22 protein-coding genes are annotated in these 21,581 nt (G+C 51.8%); 19 read left to right on the top strand and 3 right to left on the bottom strand.

The features are described 5' to 3' along the window. Window positions 1–38: 38 nt before the first annotated feature. From RW092_RS14715 to holA, 3 genes are all read left to right on the top strand, one after another. Complete coding sequence (locus RW092_RS14715) at window positions 39–587, top strand: RNA polymerase sigma factor (protein ID WP_016311416.1); 549 nt, start codon at window positions 39–41, stop codon at window positions 585–587. Beyond that, entirely contained in the window at window positions 584–1,798 is a 1,215-nt protein-coding gene (locus RW092_RS14710; RefSeq protein ID WP_016311417.1) for an anti-sigma factor family protein, read from the top strand. The genes RW092_RS14715 and RW092_RS14710 overlap by 4 nt, the downstream gene beginning before the upstream one ends. A 511-nt stretch (window positions 1,799–2,309) precedes the next feature. Next, window positions 2,310–3,338: a DNA polymerase III subunit delta gene (gene holA / locus RW092_RS14705; protein WP_316010563.1), complete on the top strand. Its 1,029-nt coding sequence runs from the start codon at window positions 2,310–2,312 to the stop codon at window positions 3,336–3,338. Window positions 3,339–3,424: 86 nt separating this feature from the next. On the opposite strand, the gene rpsT is transcribed toward holA, so the two are convergent. After that, complete coding sequence (rpsT, locus tag RW092_RS14700) at window positions 3,425–3,697, bottom strand: 30S ribosomal protein S20 (protein ID WP_016311419.1); 273 nt, start codon at window positions 3,695–3,697, stop codon at window positions 3,425–3,427. 205 nt (window positions 3,698–3,902) lie between these two features. Here rpsT and gpr point away from each other — a divergent pair, with 205 nt between their 5' ends. The 11 genes from gpr (at window position 3,903) to dnaJ (ending at window position 17,337) form a co-directional block, all read left to right on the top strand. After that, on the top strand, window positions 3,903–4,916 hold the full coding sequence (gene gpr, locus RW092_RS14695; protein ID WP_316010562.1) for a GPR endopeptidase: 1,014 nt from the start codon (window positions 3,903–3,905) through the stop codon (window positions 4,914–4,916). Window positions 4,917–5,072: 156 nt separating this feature from the next. Then, on the top strand, window positions 5,073–6,467 hold the full coding sequence (locus tag RW092_RS14690; RefSeq protein WP_316010561.1) for a stage II sporulation protein P: 1,395 nt from the start codon (window positions 5,073–5,075) through the stop codon (window positions 6,465–6,467). A gap of 30 nt (window positions 6,468–6,497) precedes the next feature. Next, on the top strand, window positions 6,498–7,040 hold the full coding sequence (locus tag RW092_RS14685) for a hypothetical protein (protein WP_316010560.1): 543 nt from the start codon (window positions 6,498–6,500) through the stop codon (window positions 7,038–7,040). An 89-nt stretch (window positions 7,041–7,129) separates the two neighbouring features. Then, entirely contained in the window at window positions 7,130–8,200 is a 1,071-nt protein-coding gene (locus tag RW092_RS14680) for a LacI family DNA-binding transcriptional regulator (protein ID WP_316010559.1), read from the top strand. A gap of 194 nt (window positions 8,201–8,394) precedes the next feature. After that, window positions 8,395–10,212, top strand: coding sequence for a translation elongation factor 4 (gene lepA / locus RW092_RS14675; protein ID WP_316010558.1), 1,818 nt, complete (start codon window positions 8,395–8,397; stop codon window positions 10,210–10,212). A gap of 115 nt (window positions 10,213–10,327) precedes the next feature. Beyond that, complete coding sequence (gene hemW, locus RW092_RS14670; RefSeq protein ID WP_036699352.1) at window positions 10,328–11,533, top strand: radical SAM family heme chaperone HemW; 1,206 nt, start codon at window positions 10,328–10,330, stop codon at window positions 11,531–11,533. A 172-nt stretch (window positions 11,534–11,705) separates the two neighbouring features. Then, window positions 11,706–12,173, top strand: a complete 468-nt coding sequence (locus RW092_RS14665) for an N-acetyltransferase (protein ID WP_316010557.1) — start codon at window positions 11,706–11,708, stop codon at window positions 12,171–12,173. A gap of 107 nt (window positions 12,174–12,280) precedes the next feature. Next, the gene (hrcA, locus tag RW092_RS14660; RefSeq protein ID WP_316010556.1) at window positions 12,281–13,309 is read left to right on the top strand and encodes a heat-inducible transcriptional repressor HrcA; all 1,029 of its coding nucleotides are present in this window, start codon (window positions 12,281–12,283) and stop codon (window positions 13,307–13,309) included. A 46-nt stretch (window positions 13,310–13,355) separates the two neighbouring features. Continuing rightward, complete coding sequence (gene grpE, locus RW092_RS14655; RefSeq protein WP_254899772.1) at window positions 13,356–14,015, top strand: nucleotide exchange factor GrpE; 660 nt, start codon at window positions 13,356–13,358, stop codon at window positions 14,013–14,015. Between the two features lie 59 nt (window positions 14,016–14,074). After that, window positions 14,075–15,910, top strand: coding sequence for a molecular chaperone DnaK (dnaK, locus tag RW092_RS14650; RefSeq protein ID WP_028537895.1), 1,836 nt, complete (start codon window positions 14,075–14,077; stop codon window positions 15,908–15,910). A 308-nt stretch (window positions 15,911–16,218) separates the two neighbouring features. After that, window positions 16,219–17,337 (top strand): molecular chaperone DnaJ, encoded by a 1,119-nt coding sequence (dnaJ, locus tag RW092_RS14645; RefSeq protein ID WP_016311430.1) that lies wholly within the window; start codon window positions 16,219–16,221, stop codon window positions 17,335–17,337. 74 nt (window positions 17,338–17,411) lie between these two features. On the opposite strand, the gene RW092_RS14640 is transcribed toward dnaJ, so the two are convergent. Together RW092_RS14640 and RW092_RS14635 are read right to left on the bottom strand one after the other, a co-directional pair. Further along, window positions 17,412–17,696, bottom strand: coding sequence for a YxcD family protein (locus tag RW092_RS14640; protein ID WP_028537897.1), 285 nt, complete (start codon window positions 17,694–17,696; stop codon window positions 17,412–17,414). Between the two features lie 3 nt (window positions 17,697–17,699). Continuing rightward, window positions 17,700–18,131 carry a hypothetical protein gene (locus tag RW092_RS14635; RefSeq protein WP_316010555.1) on the bottom strand — a complete coding sequence of 144 codons (432 nt, stop codon included), beginning with the start codon at window positions 18,129–18,131 and terminating at the stop codon, window positions 17,700–17,702. Between the two features lie 214 nt (window positions 18,132–18,345). Between RW092_RS14635 and RW092_RS14630 the strand changes: the two genes are divergently transcribed. The 5 genes from RW092_RS14630 to RW092_RS14610 all read left to right on the top strand — a co-directional run bounded on the left by RW092_RS14630 (window position 18,346) and on the right by RW092_RS14610 (window position 21,581). Then, window positions 18,346–18,714 (top strand): hypothetical protein, encoded by a 369-nt coding sequence (locus tag RW092_RS14630; protein WP_316010554.1) that lies wholly within the window; start codon window positions 18,346–18,348, stop codon window positions 18,712–18,714. A 65-nt stretch (window positions 18,715–18,779) separates the two neighbouring features. Continuing rightward, window positions 18,780–18,959 carry a YfhD family protein gene (locus RW092_RS14625; RefSeq protein ID WP_016311434.1) on the top strand — a complete coding sequence of 60 codons (180 nt, stop codon included), beginning with the start codon at window positions 18,780–18,782 and terminating at the stop codon, window positions 18,957–18,959. Window positions 18,960–19,068: 109 nt separating this feature from the next. Then, window positions 19,069–20,037, top strand: coding sequence for a 50S ribosomal protein L11 methyltransferase (gene prmA, locus RW092_RS14620; RefSeq protein WP_028537900.1), 969 nt, complete (start codon window positions 19,069–19,071; stop codon window positions 20,035–20,037). Between the two features lie 6 nt (window positions 20,038–20,043). Next, entirely contained in the window at window positions 20,044–20,727 is a 684-nt protein-coding gene (locus tag RW092_RS14615) for a site-2 protease family protein (RefSeq protein ID WP_028537901.1), read from the top strand. A gap of 89 nt (window positions 20,728–20,816) precedes the next feature. Further along, window positions 20,817–21,581 carry a 16S rRNA (uracil(1498)-N(3))-methyltransferase gene (locus RW092_RS14610; RefSeq protein WP_085279180.1) on the top strand — a complete coding sequence of 255 codons (765 nt, stop codon included), beginning with the start codon at window positions 20,817–20,819 and terminating at the stop codon, window positions 21,579–21,581.

The following is a 21,581-nucleotide window of genomic DNA, read 5'->3' as shown; positions in this document are numbered from 1 at the left end:
ATTAGCGTCTGTAAGGATGCAAGGAAGGGGGAGCCTTAGTGGTAGAGCAGGGACTCATCAGAGCCGCTCAAACGGGCGATCGCGACGCTCTAATCACCCTATTGCGAGAAATTGAAAGCCACGTGTACCGGACGGCCTATTATATTCTAAACAACGAACAGGATGCACATGATGCTGCTCAGGAAGCACTTATTCGCATTTATACGAAAATCGGTTCCTATGAAGAAAAAGCTCAGTTCAAAACCTGGGTCCAGCGGATTGTGACCAACATCTGTATCGACAAATTTCGTAGAAATAAGCCCACCGTATCGATCGAGGAGCACGAAATGGTGTTTCAGGGGAATGATAGCGTAGAACGGGAAGTGATGTCAGGCTACTTGGCCGAGGACATCCGAAGCGCAATTGAACAATTGCCGGAACACCATCGGTCGGTGGTTGTGCTGAGGTATTTGCAAGATTTTTCGTATAACGAAATTGCTGAGAGCTTGAATTTACCGCTGAATACGGTGAAATCCTATTTATTTAGGGCAAGGCAACAGCTGCAACACTTACTCCAAGATTATCAGAAAGGTGGTGTATCAGGATGAAATGCCCAGAGGCGGTGGAATGGATGCATCGTTATCTAGACCATGACTTAAATGAAGAGGAGACCTCTCTTCTCTTTGAGCATATGCGCAGTTGTGAAGAGTGCGCCGAGACGTTTGCGCTGCTTCGCAAGTTATCTGCGCAATTGGAGGATCTGCCGAAGGTAGTTCCGAACTACAGTCTTGTGGACGCGATTCTTCCGCAGTTGGATGAAATCGACCGGGCTCGCCGTGAAGGCGGCAGTACGGCTGAGGACATCGTACTGCCGATGACAGCGGTGCAACGTGATGCGGATGCCGGTCAAGGCGGCATGCTGCCGAGCCGGCGCAGTCTTCGTCGTCCTGATGCGGGAACAGGAATGCGTCGGAGCCGGATTTACCGGTACGGGGCGCTTGGTGTGGCGGCGGTATTGATCTTGGGCGTATTCATTTATCAATACGAACCGCGCACTGTATCCGATGCCGAGATCGCCATGGACACTGCGTTGGAATCGGCGAACAAGCAATCCTCGGCGACCAACTCGGCGGACGATGCAGCGAGCGACGCTCAGTTGTTCAGTGACGACACCAACACGGGGGCGCCTGGGGCCGGAGATTTGGATACGCCAGTGTCCAAGGATGTGGTTCCTCCGGCGGAAGATTCGAATACTGACGGTACCCAAGAGCGAATCGCACCCGGCGATACATCGGATTCCGGTTCTCCAGCGGTGACGCCGGGTAATTCAGGTACAAGCGATAAAGCTCCTAGTGAGCCAAATCAAGGGAACCACGGTTCTTCCGGCAGCCCCTCGGTTCCGAATGGCGGCAGCAACGGGGCTCCTGCACAAGGGCCGACATCGCCTGGAGCAGGAAATTCGGACTCTGCGGGCGATCTAGAAACTCCGGATATTCTAGAGAACTCAATTGTAGATCAGCAAGTGACCTTCGATAATCCAAGAGAGAAGTATGGCATCGCAAGCTTTAATATTTGGACTTCTCCAGATGGGGCATTTGAAGCTGAGTTCAAGGACGGACATCTGTATGTCTATCGTCTTGAAGCCCAGGAACGGAAACTGGTGGCTAATCAAGTGATCGATGGGAATTGGGTTGACGGTTCGTGGTCGGAATCAGGCCATATATTTACGTACGAGACAGAAATCGAGGGAACCCCAGTGGTTCATACCCTTTATGCTGAGCAGGCGGCTGCGGATGCTGCAAAAAGTACACAGCCCTAAATAGCATGGAATAACGGACAAATTTGGGCGTTTTTTTGAACTTGCAGCAGTCACCTTTTCAGGAGATATGGAATAGGTTATATGTATAGTAGAGATAACGGATTAAACCCTGATCGTCGTATGACCGCAGGCGGGAGAGTTTCTAGAGCTCTTTAGCCCGCGTTTATATAGATGTTCCGGGACAGAGGGATCTTTCGCCACGAGGCAGAGGTCCCTCTGTTGCGTTTAAAAGGTAGCCGGACATAAGGACTCCAGAGCCGCTATTTTCACCTATTGAAGGATTAGCGATTTCTAACGGACCGAGAAGACCTTATTCTGGACAAATCGAGCTAAAAGGGTGCAGGTAGTACCAAATAAGGTCTCAGGTGTCTGTTAAAATGGGAAATAGCCGGGAAATGGACAAATAAGGGCTGTACGGTCCGTTACGCGACTTATCGGTATCAGGGCTTGGACGAATACGTGAAATCGAAGTATGATGGAAGAAGGCAACAAAGTTGAAAGGGAGATACCGATGGACGCAAAGCAGAAACAAACGATAAAAGACATAAAGCAGGGGCGGGTCTCCCCGTTGTACGTTTGTTATGGTACGGAGAAGTATCAAATTCAGGAGTTTGTAGGATTACTTCAGAATCAGCTGGTGGATCCGGATCAGAAGGATTTTGCCATCGCGACCTTTGATTTGGCGGAGACGCCGATTGAGGTGGTCGTTGAGGAAGCGGAGACGATGCCGTTTCTCGTGGAGCGCAAGCTGATCGTTGTACGCGACTCCACTCTGCTTGTCGCAGGGGGCAAGGAAGGCGGCAAGATTGAGCATAAAGTCGAAGCGTTGCTGACGTATATCGGCAACCCGGCAGATCATAGCGTCGTTGTGTTTGTTGTGAACGGGGAGAAGCTGGACGAGCGGAAGAAGGTCGTTAAAGCGATCAAATCGGCGGGTACGGTGCTGTCCTTTTTACCGCTTGGAGGCAGCGAGCTCGTTCAGTGGGTCGTGCAAGAGGTAGAGAAGCGCGGCTGCCGTATCGGGCGGGATGCCGCGGAAGCCTTGATTGCAGCAAGCGGGGTGCAGATGGCCGTACTGGCTGCAGAAATGGACAAGCTCTGCTTGTACGCCGGATCCGGCGGCATGATCGATACCGCTGCCGTGGAGCAGCTAGTGGCGCGCAGCACGGAGCAGAACGTGTTCGTGATGGTGGAGCATATCGCCGCGATACGGCTGGAGCAGGCGCTGGGCATTTTCTATGAGCTGTTGAAGCAGCGTGAAGAACCAATCAAAATTGCGGCGCTCATCGCTCGCCAGTTCCGGATTATGCTGCAGGTGAAGGAGCTCGCCCGCCAAAGCTATTCGCAGCAACAGATTGCTTCCCAGTTAAGCCTGCATCCGTACGTTGTCAAGCTGGCCGGCGACCAGGCCCGGAAGTTTGAAACCGGCCGTTTGAAGGCGATTTTATCCGAGCTGGCCGAACTGGATTACCGGATGAAAAGCGGGCAAATCGACAAAGTGCTGGGGCTGGAGCTGTTTTTGCTAAAACTCGCGGCTTGAAGCCAGAGGCTCGGCCCAAACAGCAACCAAAAAGACCTGAACGAAATCGTTCAGGTCTTTTTGAGCTTCGTATCATTTAACGAGTCTTACGCTTGGGACGTAAGTTCGTTTAATTTTTTAGCCAAGCGGGATTTCTTACGGGCAGCTGCGTTCTTATGGATCAGACCTTTAGTAACGGCTTTGTCCAATTTTTTGGTAGCAGCCACGAAAGCAGCTTTAGCTGCTTCAACTTCGTTGTTCGCCAGAGCAGTGTCAACTGTTTTCACAGCTGTACGCAGGGCGGATTTTTGCGAAGCGTTCAACGCGCGGCGTTTGTCGCTCGTTTTTACGCGTTTGATTGCGGATTTAATGTTAGGCATTGCATTCACCTCCTGTAAAGCATATATCAACCCAGATGATTCACAACTTAAAATATTTTATCACGCAAGATACCAAAAAGCAATAAATTCATCATACCGAATCTCTTGATTTCGCGCAAGTTTTTTAGCCTTGCAGAAGGGATGTATAAACCCATTCCCTCTCCCGCACAATAAAGGCAATCAGAGGAAATGGAGGTCTTATGGCATGAACTTGGACTTGCGGGAATATTCCGTACGCACTGACTTGGCCGTTGAATCGAAGGAAATTGCGGAGACGATCCATGGCGGCCCGGTCCCCGGGCTCAATGAGCAGGTCGAGGAACAGGACGGGATCAAGGTTACCCGTTTGGATGTGACCAATGAGGCAGCCTCGCGGCAAATTGGACGAATTCAGGGGCATTATGTAACGCTGGAGGTTCCCGGTCTTCGCAATCAAGATACCGAGCTGCAAGAGAAGGTGGCTGCGGTGTTCGCCAATGAGTTTACCGCATTTTTAAATAAAATCGGGGTTGGCCCGGAGGCTAAGACGTTGATCGTCGGCCTCGGTAACTGGAACGTCACACCGGATGCGCTGGGACCGATTGTGGTGGAGAATGTGATGGTTACTCGGCATTACTTCGAGCTGACCCCGGACCAGGTTGCGCCAGGTTACCGCGAGGTCAGTGCGATTGCCCCCGGGGTGCTTGGTATTACCGGCATTGAATCCAGCGAAGTGGTGCAAGGGATCGTGGAACGAACGAAACCGGATCTGATCATCGCCATCGATGCGCTCGCTTCGCGCTCCTTGGAGCGGGTGAATACGACGATCCAGATCGCCGATATCGGCATCCATCCCGGTTCAGGGATCGGCAATAAGCGCCGAGGGTTAACGAAGGAAATTTTAGGCGTGCCTTGTATCGCTATCGGCGTTCCAACGGTGTGCTACGCATCGACGATCGTCAATAATGTATTGGATCTGATGAAAAATCATTTTAACCAGGAGAGCGACGACGGGAACGCTCCGACGAAGCAGATCATGGGCATGCTGAATGACCTGAATGAAAACGAGCGTCTGGGTCTCGTCAAAGAGGTGCTTGAACCGCTTGGCCATGATCTGATCGTCACGCCGAAGGAGATTGATGAATTCATCGAGGACGTAGCTAACGTGATTGCTAGCGGACTTAATATTTCGCTGCATGAGGCAGTTACGCCGGATAACGTGGCGTCCTACACGCATTAACAATCGCACACCCCTTCTAGCTCCCGCCGAAAATCTCAAGGAAATCCGCGAATCTAGCGGATTTCTTTTTTTGTGTGAGAATTTGAGGTTCTAGCCTTTCAACTAGGTTCATAGATTTGGAATATAGTTTGAAAGCGGCTGGAGGAGGACATGCATATGAAATTCAAGGCTTGGAATCTAGGAAAAATAAGAAGGAATCTGCTTCATGTGTTGGCGATGGGACGCACCTTTTTGCTGCTATCGGCCATGTCGGTAATCTTCTTCGTCATGCTGGGGGTGCTGGGGATAGCTGAGAAACAGCTGAACACCTCCCCTGTCTCCTCGATGAAAGGACTGGCTGCCTCGCTGTCGAGCGGATTCTTCATGGATATGGTTGGTATGGAGCTGCCGCATGTGGCTAGCGAGAAGCAGACCCCGGCGATTTCCGGGAAGCAGGTGACGAACTTCGTCTTTCAGCTGTTGACGGACGTGAATCCGTCCGATCCAAAGAGCTTGGTAGCCCGGGAAGTCCCGGGGTTAGGGGCTGACAGTCCAATCCTGCTACGCACCGGCTCCGGCAACGGGGCGGCCCAAGCTCCGGAAGACTATCGACCGGGCGCAGGAGCGGATGGAAGTGCGCCGGATCACCCGGAACCGGATGTCCCCGATGACGGAAGTAACGCGGACCCCGGGCAGGAAGGCAACGATTCGGACACGGCACAGCCGCCAGCAGAGGAACCGGGGAAGACGGACGGCTCGACCGGGAATCAAGAGGAGCCTTCCATCGAGCCGGGCAACAAAAATATCGTGATGATCTATCATTCCCATCCGCAAGAATCTTTTAATCCCGTGCTTGGTACAAATGTAGATAATCCGAGCTCGGCGGAGGATAAGAAGAACGTAGGCTTAGTTGGAGAAGCCTTAGCGAAAGAGCTGGAGCGCAGAGGAGTCGCAGCGTTACACAAGTTCGAAAATTATGCGGCCAAGGTGAGCAATTACAACTATAACTACTCATATAAATATTCCCGAGAGACGGTCAAACAAGCGATGGCCGAAAACGGTCAGCTGCAATATTTTATCGATATTCACCGCGACTCGCAGCGCCACGACAAAACAACGACGACCATCGACGGCGTGAATTATGCCCAGGTCTATTTCATTATCGGACATGGGAACAAGAATTGGCGCGAGAATGAGAAATTCGCAAGCTCCATTCATGAACGGTTGGAGAAGGCGTATCCCGGGATATCTAGAGGCATCTGGGGCAAGACATCTTCCCAAGGCAACGGGGAATATAACCAATCGCTGTCGCCGAACAGCGTGCTGATCGAAATCGGCGGCATCGACAACAGCCAGGAAGAACTGGAGCGTACCGCTAAAGTGCTGGCTGGAATTTTGGCTGATCTATATTGGGAAAGTCAGGACGCGGAGAAGGCAGGCAAGCTGTCGAAGAGCAGTACGAACGGCGTCGCCAACGGCAACGCAAAGAGTACCAACAAGTCCACAGGCACTGCGAACAAAGGTGCGGGCAGTTCCAATAAGTCTTCGGATACCACAAACAAGAAATCTTGATTTGAGACAACGAAGCAATGGGGGATGGACATGGCAAAAATGCTGCGAAAAACATTAGTATACGGTCTATTGCTGGCGACTGGGGTCACGCTGGGAATGCAGCTTGCCGAAAGTGGTACCAGCTCGATCCTGGGCTCCGGATTCCAAACCGGAGGGACGACTGCGGTCATGAACGGGCAATCCATGACCTATCCGCAATCGCAGCAGCCGCAGCAATCACACCAGCAATTACAACAGCAAATACAGCAGTTGCAGCAGCAATTGCAGCAATACAACAACGGTTGGACCGCCGGCTCCACCCCCACTTGGACCACCGATCAAGGCAATATTGTGCCGCAGGGAACGACAGAAGGGTATCCCCAGGCTTCTGGCAATGGAACCGCCCCCTCCGGGACCGATGGGTCAAATACGACGGGGAGCGGTCAGGTGTTGCAGACGCCAGCTGACTTGCTGATGCCGCCGCCCTCGCCGCCAGCTATCGACCGATTTGCTGACAAAGTAGCTCACCTGCTGCAGCAAGCGTCGCAAAAGAGCATTCATTGGGTCGCCTCCTGGTTTGGTCCCGGCGAATGAAATAACGATTTATAACGAATGACGAGTTTGTTATACTGTTGTTATCTTGTTATGGACCGTTCGTTATACGTTATTTCGGAGGTTAGAGTTTGAAAAAAGTTACGATGCAGCAAATCGCCGACCATCTCGGCGTTTCGAAATTCGTTGTCTCCAAAGCTTTATCCGGCAAGGGAGGGGTCAGCGAGCAGACCCGGGAGAGGGTTATCCAGGCCGCTTCCCAGCTTGGTTATTTTAATCAGAAGAACGGCTATATGAAGAACATCATTCCGTCCGGAACTGCGCTGCCGGCACCAGCCGGCAAGCAATCGGTGCTGGTACTGATGCCGAATATCCGATTTCAGAACAAGGAATCGCTGTATTGGGGCAGGCTGCTGGAAGGGATCTCCCGGGAGCTGGAGGCGCTGGAGCTGGGGATGATTATCGTATCCGATCCTCGCGGCGACAACTTCATGAGCGTCCTAAATCCTGATGGGATTCTGGGGATGATCGGGGTGGGGCAGATCGCTACCCCATTCCTGCTGGAGGTACACCGGATTGGACTGCCGATTGTGTTGGTCGATCACGAGGATCCGTTGATTCCAAGCGACACGGTGTTCGCAAATAACGTCGATGGGATGGCCCGTTTGACTAACCATCTGATTGGCCTGGGGCATCGAAAGCTGCACTTCTTAGGCAGTTTAACGTTTTCCCGCAGCTTTCGAGACCGCTGGATAGGTTACCGCAGCGCCTTGGAGGAGAACGGCTTGACCCCGCAGTCCCTGGGAGATCCCATGCTGGAGCTGCAAGGCGTTGACACTGGGGCTTACGGCAACATGCTGCGCGAGTGGCTGGAGCGGCAACAAGCAGCAGGGGAGCTCCCAACCGCACTGGTGTGCGCGAATGACTCCATCGCGATGCATGCCTGCTCTGTTCTGGGTGAGATTGGGCTTCACGTGCCTGGGGATGTCGCGGTCAGCGGGTTTGACAATATTGACGATGCAGCTCGGCAAACGCCGGCCATGACCACCATTAACGTTCCGAAGGAGAGCCTTGGTCAGCGGGCGGTGAGGAAGCTGCTGGAACGACTGGCCCAACCGGATGCACCGCGGGAGAAGATCATGATCTCTGTCGAGACGGTATATCGGGATTCCACTGCAGAGCCACGTCGGAAGGTCGAATAAGGAAGTCCATTTAAACAAGCGAGCTGTCAGAGATCATCTCTTGGCAACTCGCTTTTTCATTAAATATATAGGAACATTTTTCTGGAGATTTTGAACCTGTCAACGTTAAATCGCTCTCCGTGATTGCTGCTTGCCCCGGCAACTGCTATAATAAATTGATTGCATTACTTCGATGATTTGTGGTGGGGGTAAGGATGACAGATATCAAGGCTAGACAAGCGAAAATTCGCAATTTCTGTATTATTGCACATATAGACCATGGCAAATCGACTTTGGCTGACCGGATTCTGGAGTATACCGGGGCGTTGACTTCCCGGGAAATGCAGGATCAGGTTCTTGATCAGATGGACTTGGAACGGGAGCGCGGAATTACGATCAAGCTTCAGGCGGTCCGCCTGAACTACCGTGCTGACGACGGCGAGGAGTATGTGCTGAACCTCATCGATACTCCAGGGCACGTCGACTTCACCTATGAGGTTTCCCGCAGCTTGGCGGCTTGCGAAGGCGCATTGCTGGTCGTGGACGCAGCCCAGGGGATTGAGGCGCAGACGTTGGCCAACGTTTATCTGGCGCTGGATAACAACCTGGAGATTTTGCCGGTCATCAACAAAATCGACTTGCCGAGCGCAGATCCTGACCGGGTAAAGCAGGAGATTGAAGATGTCATCGGCCTGGATGCCAGCGAAGCGGTGCATGCTTCCGCCAAGGCCGGAATCGGGATTAAGGAGATTTTGGAACAGGTCGTTCAGAAGGTGCCGGCACCGACGGGAGATCCGGATAAACCGCTGAAGGCGCTCATCTTCGACTCCCACTATGACCCATACAAAGGCGTTATCGTTTATGTGCGCGTCATTGACGGCAAGATCAAAGCCGGTTCGAAAATAAAAATGATGGCGACGGACAAAACGTTTGAAGTCATCGAGGTCGGCGCGTTCAAACCGCGGATGACGATTGTGGACGAGCTTAACGTCGGCGATGTTGGCTTTATCGTGGCCGGGATCAAGACGGTTGGCGATACCCGTGTAGGGGATACCGTGACGGATGCGAAGAATCCGACACCAGAGCCGCTGCCGGGTTATCGGAAGATCAATCCGATGGTGTACTGCGGCTTGTACCCGATCGAAACGTCGGATTACAATGACCTGCGTGAAGCGCTGGAGAAGCTGCAGTTGAACGACGCTTCGCTAAGTTTCGAACCGGAAACTTCCAGCGCGCTGGGCTTTGGCTTCCGCTGCGGCTTCTTGGGGTTGCTGCACATGGACGTCATTCAGGAGCGGATTGAACGGGAATTTAACATTCCGCTGATTACGACGGCACCAAGCGTTATCTACAATGTAACGCTGACGAACGGTGAGACGATTTCCATTGACAACCCGTCGAACTATCCGGAAGTCGGCAAAATCGACTACGTTGAGGAGCCTTACGTCAAAGCCTCCATCATCGTGCCTAACGATTATGTCGGTACCGTGATGGAGCTGTGCCAAAGCAAACGCGGCGAGTTCGTGAATATGGAATACCTTGATACGACGCGCGTTACGATTACGTACCAGGTTCCGTTGTCGGAGATCGTGTACGACTTCTTTGATCAGTTAAAATCGAGCACCAAAGGCTATGCTTCGTTTGACTACGAGTTGTCCGGTTACCGCAGATCCAATCTCGTGAAGATGGATATCTTGCTGAACGGAGAGCAGGTGGACGCCTTGTCCTTTATCGTGCACCGTAACCGTGCATACCATCGCGGCCGGATTATCTGCGAGAAGCTGCGCGAGCTGATTCCGCGCCAAATGTTCGAGGTACCGATTCAGGCTTCGATCGGAACGAAGGTCATCGCCCGCGAAACCGTAAAAGCGATGCGCAAGAACGTCCTCGCCAAATGTTACGGCGGTGACATCTCGCGGAAGCGGAAATTGCTGGAGAAGCAAAAGGAAGGCAAGAAGCGGATGAAGCAGGTCGGCAGCGTCGAGGTGCCGCAGGAAGCGTTCATGGCGGTGCTGAAGATCGACGACAATTAAGAAGCAGGTGAGTTGACGAAGGAAAGCCGTCGGGCTTTCCTTTCTACTATTATTTAAGAGAAACTTGGAGGAGGGCATGACCATGGACCAAACAATGAAGCATCCGGGGCAGGGAATGCCGATCTCAAATCTTGCGGCAGGCGGCGCAGCCTCATCCGGACCATCCGGCGCACCGCATGCGGTATATATTCATATCCCATTTTGCACGAACAAGTGCTTCTATTGTGATTTCAACTCTTACGTATTAAAAGATCAACCGGTAATGGACTATCTGCGCGCCTTGGATCGGGAGATGGAGCTGACGGTCCAGCAAACCCCGCCAGGTGAAATCCGCAGCATCTTTGTGGGCGGCGGGACGCCTACCGTGCTGACTCCGCAGGAGATGGAGTTCTTCTTGGCATCGGTCAGACGTCATTTTCCACATTGGGCGAGTGATATCGAATTTACAATGGAGGCAAACCCGGGCACGACAGACCGAGACAAGCTGACCGTTATGAAAGACGGCGGAGTTAACCGAGTCAGCTTCGGCGTCCAGGCGTTCCAAAATGAGCTGCTTAGCGGTATTGGGCGGATCCATAACACTGACGATGTCTACCGGAGCCTGGAGAATGCTAGAGCTGTTGGCCTAGATAATCTGTCCATCGATTTGATGTTTGGCCTGCCTAACCAAACGGTTGAGATGCTGGACTATAGTGTCTCACGGGCATTGGAGCTTGGGCTGCCGCATTATTCGATCTACAGCCTGAAGGTTGAGGAGAACACGTTGTTCCATACGCTGTACCACAAGAACCAGCTGCCGCTTCCTAGCGAGGAGGAAGAGCTGAATATGTACTTGCTATTAATGGAACGAATGGACAAAGCCGGGTACAAGCAATACGAGATCAGTAATTTTGCCAAACCCGGTTTCGCCAGCCGGCACAACATCACGTATTGGAAGAACGAGGATTACTACGGGTTGGGTGCCGGTGCTCACGGGTATGTCGGCCGCACGCGTCACGTGAACATTAAGGGTGTGAACCCTTATGTGGAAGCAGCGAAGACAGGACTGCCTCGTTTGGAGCAATTTGGCGTGTCCCGGGAAGAGGCAATGGAGGACTTCGTGATGGTTGGACTTCGGATGCTGGACGGCATTCGTAAAGCGGATTTCCGAGGTCAATTTGGCGAAGATCTGGATGACGTATTTAACCGACAGCTTACGAAGATGTTAAGCGCTGGTCTACTGGAGCCTCACAGCGACGGGGAAGGCTATCGGCTCAGCAAGCAAGGCGTGCTGTTCGGAAACGAAGTGTTTGCCGAATTTATCGGCGTTTTAACCGAATAAAGACTGAACTGATAAGCAGCTTGCGCTTCTTGATTTGAAGTGGCAAAGCTGCTTTTTTGCATTCCGCGGAATATCTTGGGAAGATGACATAACCATGAAACATTTCTCTTGAAGTTTTATACCGTATATTGTATATTTATTCATATTATTTGTGAACGAGGGGGAAGTCAGCATGCCAGCGGTAGCCGTTTGCAGACAGGCGAATTTAGCGGACGTCGAGCCATTATATAACATCATTGAGGGGTATGCCCGGCGTGGCATTATGCTGCCGCGTTCACGGAAGATACTGGAGCGTCAGATCCAGGATTTCGTCGTGGCGGAAGTGGATGGTGAAGTCGTCGGCTGTGGTTCGCTGTGCAAGCTGGGGGAGGAACTTGTTGAAATCCGTTCCCTTGGGATCGCCGAAGGCCATAAGGGAAAGGGACTTGGTTCCATGCTGGTGGAGCAGCTGGTGGAAGAGGCCCGGAGACAAGCGATCCCTAAAGTAATGGCGCTCACCTATAAGGTTTCCTTCTTCCTTAAAAATGGGTTTGCAGTTGTAGAGAAAGAAATCTTTCCGGAGAAAGTTTGGACCGACTGCGTCAATTGTGCAAAGCAGCATTGCTGCGATGAAATCGCCGTTCTTAAGATACTGGACTGACTTGACAATCGTCAGGTCGGTTTGGTATTTTTGTATTAGTGATTAGCACTCTATGACATTGAGTGCTAACGATTCGGAAAAATCGAGTTAATCCGGGAGGGATTGCCATGTTGACGGAACGCCAAAGAATGATATTGACCGCTATTGTTGATGACTATATTCGCTCGGCGGAGCCTGTGGGATCCCGAAGCATTTCGAAACGGGGCGATGTCGGGTACAGTCCGGCAACAATCCGGAATGAAATGGCCGACTTGGAGGAGCTCGGTTTTTTGGAGCAGCCGCATACGTCAGCGGGGCGGATTCCTTCTCATAAGGGCTACCGTTACTATGTGGATCACCTAACGCCGTTGAACTTACTTTCGAATGAAGAAGTTACGACGTTAAAAGCATTTTTCGCAGAAAAATTAAACGAAACTGAACAAGTGATTCAACATGCCGGGACCATTCTTTCCCAAATGACCAATTACACTTCCATCCTGTTGGGGCCGGAAGTTTTTCATACGTCTTTGCGTCACTTCCAGCTATTGCCGCTAAACGAAACGAAGGCGGTGGCGATCGTCGTGACGAACACAGGACAAGTGGAGAACAAGACCGTCGTGATTCCGCCGGACGTATCCGTATCCGAAATGGAACGGGTGGTCAACTTGTTGAACCGCAAGCTTGCTGGGGTGCCGATCTATAAGCTCAAGACTGCCTTGTATAATGAGATTGCACAAGAGATGCAGCGGCATATTGAGCATTTTGAAGATCTAATGAAGGTATTGAATCAAGCGCTTGACCCAGGCACAGAGGGGCAACGCCTCTTCCTGAGTGGAGCGACGAACATGTTGACGCAACCGGAATTCCGCGATGTCGAGAAGGTCAAAGGGATTCTTGATGTCCTAGAAGAGACTCCAACCTTAACGAAAATGATCTCTTCCGCATCCGGGTCTGGCATTCAAGTGCGTATTGGCACCGAAAATGGGCATGAAGCCTTCGCCAACTGCAGCCTCATCACGGCTACCTATCAAGTCGAGGGTGAAGCGGTTGGTACGATCGGCATTTTGGGACCTACACGGATGGAATATGCCCGGGTGATCCGGATTTTGGAAATTTTATCGAAGGATTTAAGCCATTTCCTGAGCCGGATGCAATAACATGCATGATCTACGAGGCTAGCTGCATGTTAAGGAGGTGAGCATCTTGAAGGAATCACAGCCGATTCAGGACAACAATCACACTGTAGAGGAAGAAATGAATATGAACGATAACGTAAAAGAGGACTTGCAAAACACCCCTGGACCCGAAGTGAGGCAAGATGAAGTAACGTCTCAAGAACCGCAAGATACTCAGAACGCTGCCGGTGCAGAGGGTGCTGCTGAAGCTGTCAACGAAGCGAACAACGTGGATGTGACTGCTGAGCTGGAGAAGCTGCGTGCGGAGAACGAGGAATATCAGCAGCGATTGCTGCGTGCTCAGGCGGATTTCGATAACTACCGGCGCCGTACGGTGAAGGAGAAGGAAGAACTGGGCAAGTATGCATCCGCCAAGCTGATTACCGAGCTGCTTCCAGTGATCGACAACTTTGAACGTGCGCTACAAACATCCGGAGACGTCACGGATGCTGCCTCATATGTTAAAGGGGTGGAAATGATCTTCCGCCAACTGGAAGGCGTGTTGAAGGCGGAAGGCCTTACTGCGATGGAAGCGGAGGGCCAGCCGTTTAATCCTGAATTCCATCAGGCGATTATGCAGGTGGAATCCGAGGAGCATGAAGAGGGCATCGTCGTGGAAGTTGTGCAGAAAGGCTATATGCTGAAAGATAAGGTGCTGCGCCCGGCGATGGTCAAAGTCAGCGGCTAATCCAGCAGCTAACCACGAATCCCAAAGACGATTCAACCTATTAAGGAGGACATAACGTAATGAGCAAAGTAATCGGTATTGACCTTGGTACAACTAACTCCTGCGTTGCGGTAATGGAGGGCGGCGAAGCGGTCGTCATTCCTAACCCGGAAGGTGCGCGTACAACCCCTTCCGTCGTAGGTTTTAAGAAAGACGGCGAACGGATTGTCGGTGAAACGGCGAAACGTCAAGCGATCACCAATCCGGATCGGACAATCATTTCGATCAAACGTCATATGGGGACGAACCATAAAGAAGTGATCGATGGCAAAGAATATACGCCGCAAGAAATTTCCGCTATCATTTTGCAGAAGCTGAAAGCTGACGCAGAAGCGTATTTGGGACAACCGGTCACCCAAGCGGTAATCACGGTTCCGGCTTATTTTAACGACAGCCAACGTCAAGCGACGAAGGATGCCGGGAAAATCGCTGGTTTGGAAGTGCTGCGGATCGTCAACGAACCAACGGCTGCTGCACTGGCTTACGGTTTGGAGAAAGCTGAAGATCAAACGATTCTCGTATATGACCTGGGCGGCGGTACCTTTGACGTATCGATCCTCGAACTGGGCGATGGCTTCTTCGAAGTTAAAGCGACCAGCGGGGACAACCATCTGGGCGGCGACGACTTCGACCAGAAGATCATCGACTACCTCGTAGCCGAGTTCAAGAAGGACCAAGGCGTTGACTTGAGCAAGGACAAAGCAGCGGTACAACGTTTGAAAGATGCTGCGGAAAAAGCGAAAAAAGAACTGTCCGGCGTGTTGACGACGACGATTTCTCTGCCATTCATCACGGTTGTTGACGGTGTGCCGCAACACCTTGAAGTGAACCTGACTCGCGCGAAATTCGAAGAGTTGACTGCGGATCTCGTTGAACGCACCCTTGGACCAACTCGCCGGGCTTTGAGCGATGCTGGTTTGACTCCAGCCGACATCGACAAAGTCGTGCTTGTTGGTGGTTCTACACGGATTCCTGCCGTACAAGAAGCCATCAAGAAACTGACGGGCAAAGAGCCGCATAAAGGCGTCAACCCGGACGAAGTCGTTGCGCTTGGCGCTGCGGTGCAAGCCGGCGTATTGACCGGCGATGTCAAAGACGTAGTCCTGCTTGACGTTACTCCGCTGTCGCTGGGGATCGAAACGGCTGGCGGCGTATTCACAAAGATGATCGAACGGAATACAACGATTCCGACGAGCAAGTCGCAAATCTTCTCGACCTTTGCCGACAATCAGCCAAGCGTAGAAATCCACGTCCTGCAAGGGGAACGGGAAATGGCAGCCGGCAACAAAACGCTGGGCCGCTTTATCTTGGGCGATATTCCACCAGCACCACGCGGCGTACCGCAAATCGAAGTTACCTTCGACATTGACGCGAACGGGATCGTTAACGTATCGGCAACCGATAAAGGGACCGGTAAAAGCCAAAAAATTACGATTACTTCCTCCAGCGGCTTGAGCGACGAAGAAATCGAACGGATGATGAAGGACGCCGAGCTGCATGCGGAAGAAGATAAAAAACGCAAAGAGCTGGTTGAAGCGAAAAACAATGCTGACCAACTGATCTACACCGTTGACAAAACGTTGAAGGATCTGGGCGACAAAGTTGACGCTGCTGAAGTTGAGAAAGCAAACGCTGCGAAAGAAGAGCTGAAGAAAGTGCTGGAAAGCGACAATCTGGAGCAAATCAAAGCGGCATCGGAGAAATTGACCGAGGTTGTTCAGCAGTTGTCCGTGAAGCTGTATGAGCAAGCTTCGCAAGCAGCAGGCGCGCAAGACAACGCTGAAGCTTCCGGCGGCCAGAACCGCGAGAATGTCGTTGACGCTGACTACGAAGTGGTTGACGAAGATAAGAAATAAAGCTAAGATGGCTCACAGAGCAGTTTGAGTCTGGTGAATAGACTTTGGCAACCGGGAAGGTCAAAGTGCGGGCTGCTACCGCGCTTTGACTTTCCTTTTGCTGATAAGGGATATTAAATAGGTTACTTCGTGATGAAAAGATATGTCAGGTTTTAAGCACCGAGAAGGTTGGATGAAGCTGGGACTGAGTAGCGGAGCGTACATGAGGGTACGTGAGCAACGGAAGGCCCGGCTGAATTCAAGATTCGATGTCGAATCAGCTTCTTGGGTTACTTCGTGATGAAAAGATGACCGATGGGGGTGGAAGGATGGCAGAGAAGCGCGATTACTACGAGGTGCTGGGCCTCAGTAAAAATGCGTCCGAAGACGAAATCAAAAAAGCGTACCGCAAGCTGGCCCGGCAATATCACCCGGACGTCAATAAAGCGGCGGATGCGGAAGCGAAGTTTAAAGAAGTCAAGGAAGCCTATGACGTCTTAAGTGATCCTGCAAAACGGTCGCGTTATGACCAGTATGGCCATATCGATCCGAATCAGGGCATGGGCGGCGGCTTCTCTGGCGCGGATTTTGGCGGCTTCGGGGATATTTTCGATATGTTCTTCGGCGGCGGCAGCCGGCGTGATCCGAATGCGCCGCAGCGCGGTAATGATTTGCAATACACGATGACGATCGAATTTAAGGAAGCGGTGTTCGGGAAAGAAACGGACATCACCATTCCGCGTACGGAAAACTGCGACACCTGCTTTGGGACTGGAGCCAAACCTGGTACCAAACCGGTGACCTGTTCGGTGTGTCACGGCACCGGGCAGCAGGAAGTCGTTCAAAATACACCATTTGGCCGTATGGTAAACCGGCGTACTTGTACGAACTGCGGCGGCAGAGGGCAAATTATCAAGGAGAAATGTCCAACTTGCGCCGGCAGCGGCAAGGTAAAGAAACAGCGTAAAATTCATGTGCGCATTCCAGCAGGGGTTGACGATGGAGCGCAACTGCGGATGTCCGGTGAAGGTGAAGGCGGGTTGCGCGGCGGCCCAGCTGGCGATTTGTACATCGTAATCCGCGTCAAACCGCATGATTTCTTCGACCGTGAAGGCGACGATATCTATTGCGAAGTTCCGTTGACGTTCGCCCAAGCTGCATTGGGTGATGAGATTGAAATTCCTACACTGACGGAGAAAGTGAAGCTGAAAATTCCGGCAGGCACGCAAACCGGAACCTATTTCCGCTTAAAAGGCAAAGGGGTGCCGCGCCTGCGCGGAATCGGCCAAGGCGACCAGCATGTGAAAGTGGTTGTCGTGACGCCAAGCAAGCTCAGTGATGAGCAGAAGGAGCTGCTGCGTCAATTTGCTGCGTTGGACGGCGAGCATACCCATGAGCATGAACAGTCGTTTTTTGACCGAATGAAACGGGCGTTTCGTGGAGACTAATCGCTCCAACATAAAAGCGCGAGCTAAGGAGAAGTAATTCCCTAGTTCGCGCTTTTGTTTTTTGGCATTGAGTATTAACCTTCCGTTTGGATTTCCGCTAAAATTTCATCCTCCAGCATCAGCCGGATATCTTCCCGGAAGACCCGCATGCCGTATTCCCGATGTACGTACACCATGATCGCTTCCATGATGTTCGATTCAACGATGTACCAGCTGCGGCCGCCAACCCATACTTCACCGGTATAGCCAGTATCTTCATCCCAGCTGAGCTCAACCGTCACATCGGGGGGGCGGACGCCTCTCCGTTCAGCGGTATGCAGGCAAATCGCGTTAATGATTTCGTCCATCCCGAGGATCATGGCTTAATAACGGCCTCCATTGCGATAATCGTCGTGGCGCGGCTGTTTTTTGAATCGGCGGTACAGGGCCGCAACCGCAACAACAATTACATAGATCGCTAACAGGTTCACAGCTAATCCGAGCAGATTGCCGAAGAAGCCCATACTGCTAAATAAGCCGCCGAACAGCAAACCTGCAAGACCGCCGATCATCATGCCGCGCATAAAGCTGCCGCCGCTGAAGAATCCGCGGTTTGTCGTCGGAGTCCCTGCTTGGGTTTTATTGCGATTCCCCGTCGTATTCTGATATTCGCTTTGTGACGGCTTCTTCGGGGTTGGATTGTACGACCGCGGGCCGGACTTGAATCCGCCGCGTCTTGCGTCGGCAAAGTCAGGGGCAGTGAAGGTGAAGAAGACGGTGAAGACCATCATCAGAAGCATCATTTTTTTTAACATCGTCTATAAACTCCTCCTATGATTGTAAGTAAAGTATGTTCGCTTCCCCAACGAGTAATACGGACAAGCCAAGGAAACGTTTCAAATTTAAATTGAATCAAGTCGGGAATCGGACAAATTTGTATAAAGCCATGACCAAAATTACATCCTACCGAATAATGGGCTGTGCGCGTGCAGCTTCATTGAAGCCTAAAACGAAAGGCAGGGAGGAAGGATGGCTGAAAAGAACATTTTGGCCTATTTCAAAAGCCCGGAACAGGCCGAAGGAGTTGCCCGTAAATTAAGTGCACTGCGGGTGGAAGAGATATCGATTGATCGCTTCAGCCGTTATGCTGGTGAGGGATACAATCCGATGAATCCGGTGTCGGGCAGCATCTCCAGCCTGGCGGCGGTCACCCAGGATGCGTCGATTACGAACCCGTCGGCGGGGATCTTGGCAGCAGCAGATCCGGCAGCCAGCGGACTTAGCCATGGGGGGCAAGGCGGGCCGACCGGTCATGACATTTTACTAACCGCTGTCGTTGACGAATCAATTCACCATCAGGCGTTGCGCATCATTGAAGAGGCGGGCGGCTTGATTTAATCCTTAAAGAAGAATGATTTCATCATGCCAATTGGAGAGTACATGGAAAGGAGCTGAAGCAGAAAATGAGTCAAAGTCAGGAAGATCGGCGAACTAAGCGGATCTCTGCCAAAGGAAAAAATCTGCCGATCGGACACTATACGGATGTAGAGTTTTCCGAAGAGATGGCTGATCAAGAGGATTGGGAAGCGCTGGAGCGCAGCGAACGGGCGGATGCACGCCAGCAGGGGCAATACAAGCTGTAAACCATCAACAGCAACAGGGGACCCAAGGGTTCCCTGTTTTGTTTTGTCACGTTCCAGAATCTATAGTACAATAAATCTTATGCATGTAAGTCAAGGAGGAAATCATACGATGATTTGGAAAGAATTAACTATACATACGACGGAAGAAGCGGTGGAGATGGTTTCCAACTTCCTGCACGAGGCAGGCGCAGGCGGAGTAACCATTGAAGAGCACGTCGATAACGATAAACCTCGGGATACCTCCCTGGGACAATGGTTTGAAATTCCACCTAACGACATTCCTGAAGGAGAAGCGAAGATCAGCGGGTATTTTCCAGAAGGGCTGGATATCGATGATGTGATTGCGGAAGTTCGCGCACGCATCGAGGAGCTGAAGAGCTTTGATATTGATCCTGGGGCGGCGGAGATCTCCGTGCGGGATGTCAGCGAGGACGATTGGGCGAACAATTGGAAGCAATATTTCAAGCCGCTAAGGGTGTCCGAGAGACTGACGATCAAACCGACGTGGGAGGAATATGTACCGGTTGCGCCGAATGAGCAAATTATTGAGCTGGACCCGGGCATGGCGTTTGGTACAGGTACGCATCCTACCACCTCTCTTTGCTTACGCACACTAGAGAGTATAATCCAAGATGGGGACGAAGTGATTGATGTCGGCACGGGCTCAGGGATTCTCGCCATCGGTGCGTGTCGGCTTGGCGCCTCTAAAGTGCTGGCGCTGGATCTGGATCCGGTCGCTGTATCTAGTGCGAAAGAGAACACGCGTCTGAATGGCTTGGAAGACCGGATCCAAGTCGTGGAAAGCGACCTGTTATCCGTTCTGAAAGGCGAGGGCAGCACGAATGTTGAGATCAAGCTGCCAGTACGGGTGGTCGTGGCGAACATTTTGGCAGAGATCATTTTGCTGTTTATCGAGGATGTCTATCAGGCATTGACGCCTGGCGGTTATTATATCGCCTCGGGAATTTATAAGAATAAAGAACAAGCCGTACAAGAAGCGCTGATTGCCGCGGGTTTCGAACTGGAACGGACGGCCCGGGAAGAAGATTGGGTCGCTTTTGTGGCGAGAAAGAGGTAATTCAATATGGATTTTCTAGACCGAATATTGCGGGTTCCGTTGGACCAGCTCCCCTTTTATTTGATCACCCTGGTGATCGCCTTTACGCTGCATGAATTTTCGCATGCCTATTTTGCTAATAAATTCGGGGACCCGACGGCCAAACTGCTGGGGCGCGTGACGTTGAACCCGGCAGTTCATTTTGATCTATTGGGGATTATCCTGCTCCTGCTTGCCGGGTTCGGTTGGGCCCGGCCGGTTCCGGTGAACCGTGACAATTTCAGCAAACCGCGCCTGATGGGTGTGATCGTATCGGTTGCCGGACCGCTCAGCAACTTGCTGCTGGGTGTCCTGGGGACGCTGATTTACGTGATGCTGGCCCGTTTTGGCGTGCTGGATGCAATTACGAACGAGAAGTTATTTCAAGCCGTTCTTATTTTCTTTAATCTATTTACAGTCATGAACTTCTTCTTATTTTTATTTAACCTGATTCCTTTACCGCCGCTTGACGGCTATCGAATTTTGGAGGATGTGGTGCCGCGCCGCATGTTAGGCAAATTGCAGCAATATGAGCAGTGGTCGGTGCTGATCTTCTTAGTGATCCTGATCGTCCCGGGCATGCAGAAGTATACGATCATGCCGCTATATAATGCAGCCGAAACGATCTATTACCAGTTTGCCCATCTTTTCCTAGCTTTGTTTGGCGTATAGGCTGGAGAAGAGGACTGGAAACAGGAGTTCAAAAGTTGTATGATGTAGTTTGGTGATTTTTGACCTTATGGAACGGTGAGGATGATGGCATGCAGCGATATTTTGTGGATCCTGCGCAATTTGGCGATCGGGAAGTGACGATTGCCGGTGAGGATGCCCGTCATATCGGCAGGGTGATGCGTTCCAAACCCGGCGATAAGCTGATCGTGAGCGACGGGATATCCCGGGAAGTCCTCGCGGAGATTACAATCATCGAGCCGCAGCAAGTGACCGCGGCTATTATAGAGGAGCTGGCGGCGTCGGGCGAACCGTGGCTTCAAGTGACGGTAGCCCAAAGCTTGCCCAAAGGCGACAAAATGGAAACCGTCATTCAGAAGTGTACGGAGATTGGTGCAGCTTCTTTCCTTCCTTTTTTATCTGAGCGTACGGTGGTACAGTATGACAGCAAGAAGGAGGAGAAGCGGCTCACCCGCTGGCAGAAAATCGCCAAGGAAGCCGCCGAGCAAGCGCATCGCAGCAAAATTCCGACGGTTGAGCTTCCCGTCAAATGGGACAAGCTTCTTGTAGAGCTGAAGAACTACGATTTGGTATGTTTATGTTATGAAAAAGAGGACGGCCGGCAGCTGCGAGACGTGCTGAAGCCTTTCGTTATCGGGTTGACACCTGAAAGAACGGTGAAAGTCGCTGTGGTCGTTGGACCGGAAGGCGGCTTTACCGAAGCGGAAGTAGAGGAAGCCGAAGCTGCGGGAGCGGTATCCGTTGGTTTAGGCCGGCGCATTTTGCGTACCGAGACCGCTGCCATGGCCGCCCTGACTTGCATCATGTATGAATCCGGAGAAATGGGGGGGAAATGA

The sequence above is a fragment of the Paenibacillus sp. 3LSP genome, from assembly GCF_032465655.1.
In the GTDB taxonomy this organism is placed as follows: Bacteria; Bacillota; Bacilli; order Paenibacillales; family Paenibacillaceae; genus Fontibacillus; species Fontibacillus barengoltzii.
Note: the sequence above shows the minus strand (reverse complement) of the source record. Positions and strands in the feature narration are given on the sequence as shown.

Bases quoted from the DNA above. Each gene is read 5' to 3' on its own strand.
- dnaK (WP_028537895.1), top strand. From the start codon at position 14,075: ATGAGCAAAGTAATCGGTATTGACCTTGGTACAACTAACTCCTGCGTT.
- RW092_RS14640 (WP_028537897.1), bottom strand. From the start codon at position 17,696: ATGATCCTCGGGATGGACGAAATCATTAACGCGATTTGCCTGCATACC.
- RW092_RS14610 (WP_085279180.1), top strand. From the start codon at position 20,817: ATGCAGCGATATTTTGTGGATCCTGCGCAATTTGGCGATCGGGAAGTG.
- RW092_RS14710 (WP_016311417.1), top strand. From the start codon at position 584: ATGAAATGCCCAGAGGCGGTGGAATGGATGCATCGTTATCTAGACCAT.
- RW092_RS14635 (WP_316010555.1), bottom strand. From the start codon at position 18,131: ATGTTAAAAAAAATGATGCTTCTGATGATGGTCTTCACCGTCTTCTTC.
- lepA (WP_316010558.1), top strand. From the start codon at position 8,395: ATGACAGATATCAAGGCTAGACAAGCGAAAATTCGCAATTTCTGTATT.
- hrcA (WP_316010556.1), top strand. From the start codon at position 12,281: ATGTTGACGGAACGCCAAAGAATGATATTGACCGCTATTGTTGATGAC.
- holA (WP_316010563.1), top strand. From the start codon at position 2,310: ATGGACGCAAAGCAGAAACAAACGATAAAAGACATAAAGCAGGGGCGG.
- RW092_RS14665 (WP_316010557.1), top strand. From the start codon at position 11,706: ATGCCAGCGGTAGCCGTTTGCAGACAGGCGAATTTAGCGGACGTCGAG.
- gpr (WP_316010562.1), top strand. From the start codon at position 3,903: ATGAACTTGGACTTGCGGGAATATTCCGTACGCACTGACTTGGCCGTT.
- RW092_RS14615 (WP_028537901.1), top strand. From the start codon at position 20,044: ATGGATTTTCTAGACCGAATATTGCGGGTTCCGTTGGACCAGCTCCCC.
- hemW (WP_036699352.1), top strand. From the start codon at position 10,328: ATGCCGATCTCAAATCTTGCGGCAGGCGGCGCAGCCTCATCCGGACCA.
- RW092_RS14685 (WP_316010560.1), top strand. From the start codon at position 6,498: ATGGCAAAAATGCTGCGAAAAACATTAGTATACGGTCTATTGCTGGCG.
- prmA (WP_028537900.1), top strand. From the start codon at position 19,069: ATGATTTGGAAAGAATTAACTATACATACGACGGAAGAAGCGGTGGAG.
- RW092_RS14630 (WP_316010554.1), top strand. From the start codon at position 18,346: ATGGCTGAAAAGAACATTTTGGCCTATTTCAAAAGCCCGGAACAGGCC.
- RW092_RS14625 (WP_016311434.1), top strand. From the start codon at position 18,780: ATGAGTCAAAGTCAGGAAGATCGGCGAACTAAGCGGATCTCTGCCAAA.
- RW092_RS14690 (WP_316010561.1), top strand. From the start codon at position 5,073: ATGAAATTCAAGGCTTGGAATCTAGGAAAAATAAGAAGGAATCTGCTT.
- rpsT (WP_016311419.1), bottom strand. From the start codon at position 3,697: ATGCCTAACATTAAATCCGCAATCAAACGCGTAAAAACGAGCGACAAA.
- dnaJ (WP_016311430.1), top strand. From the start codon at position 16,219: ATGGCAGAGAAGCGCGATTACTACGAGGTGCTGGGCCTCAGTAAAAAT.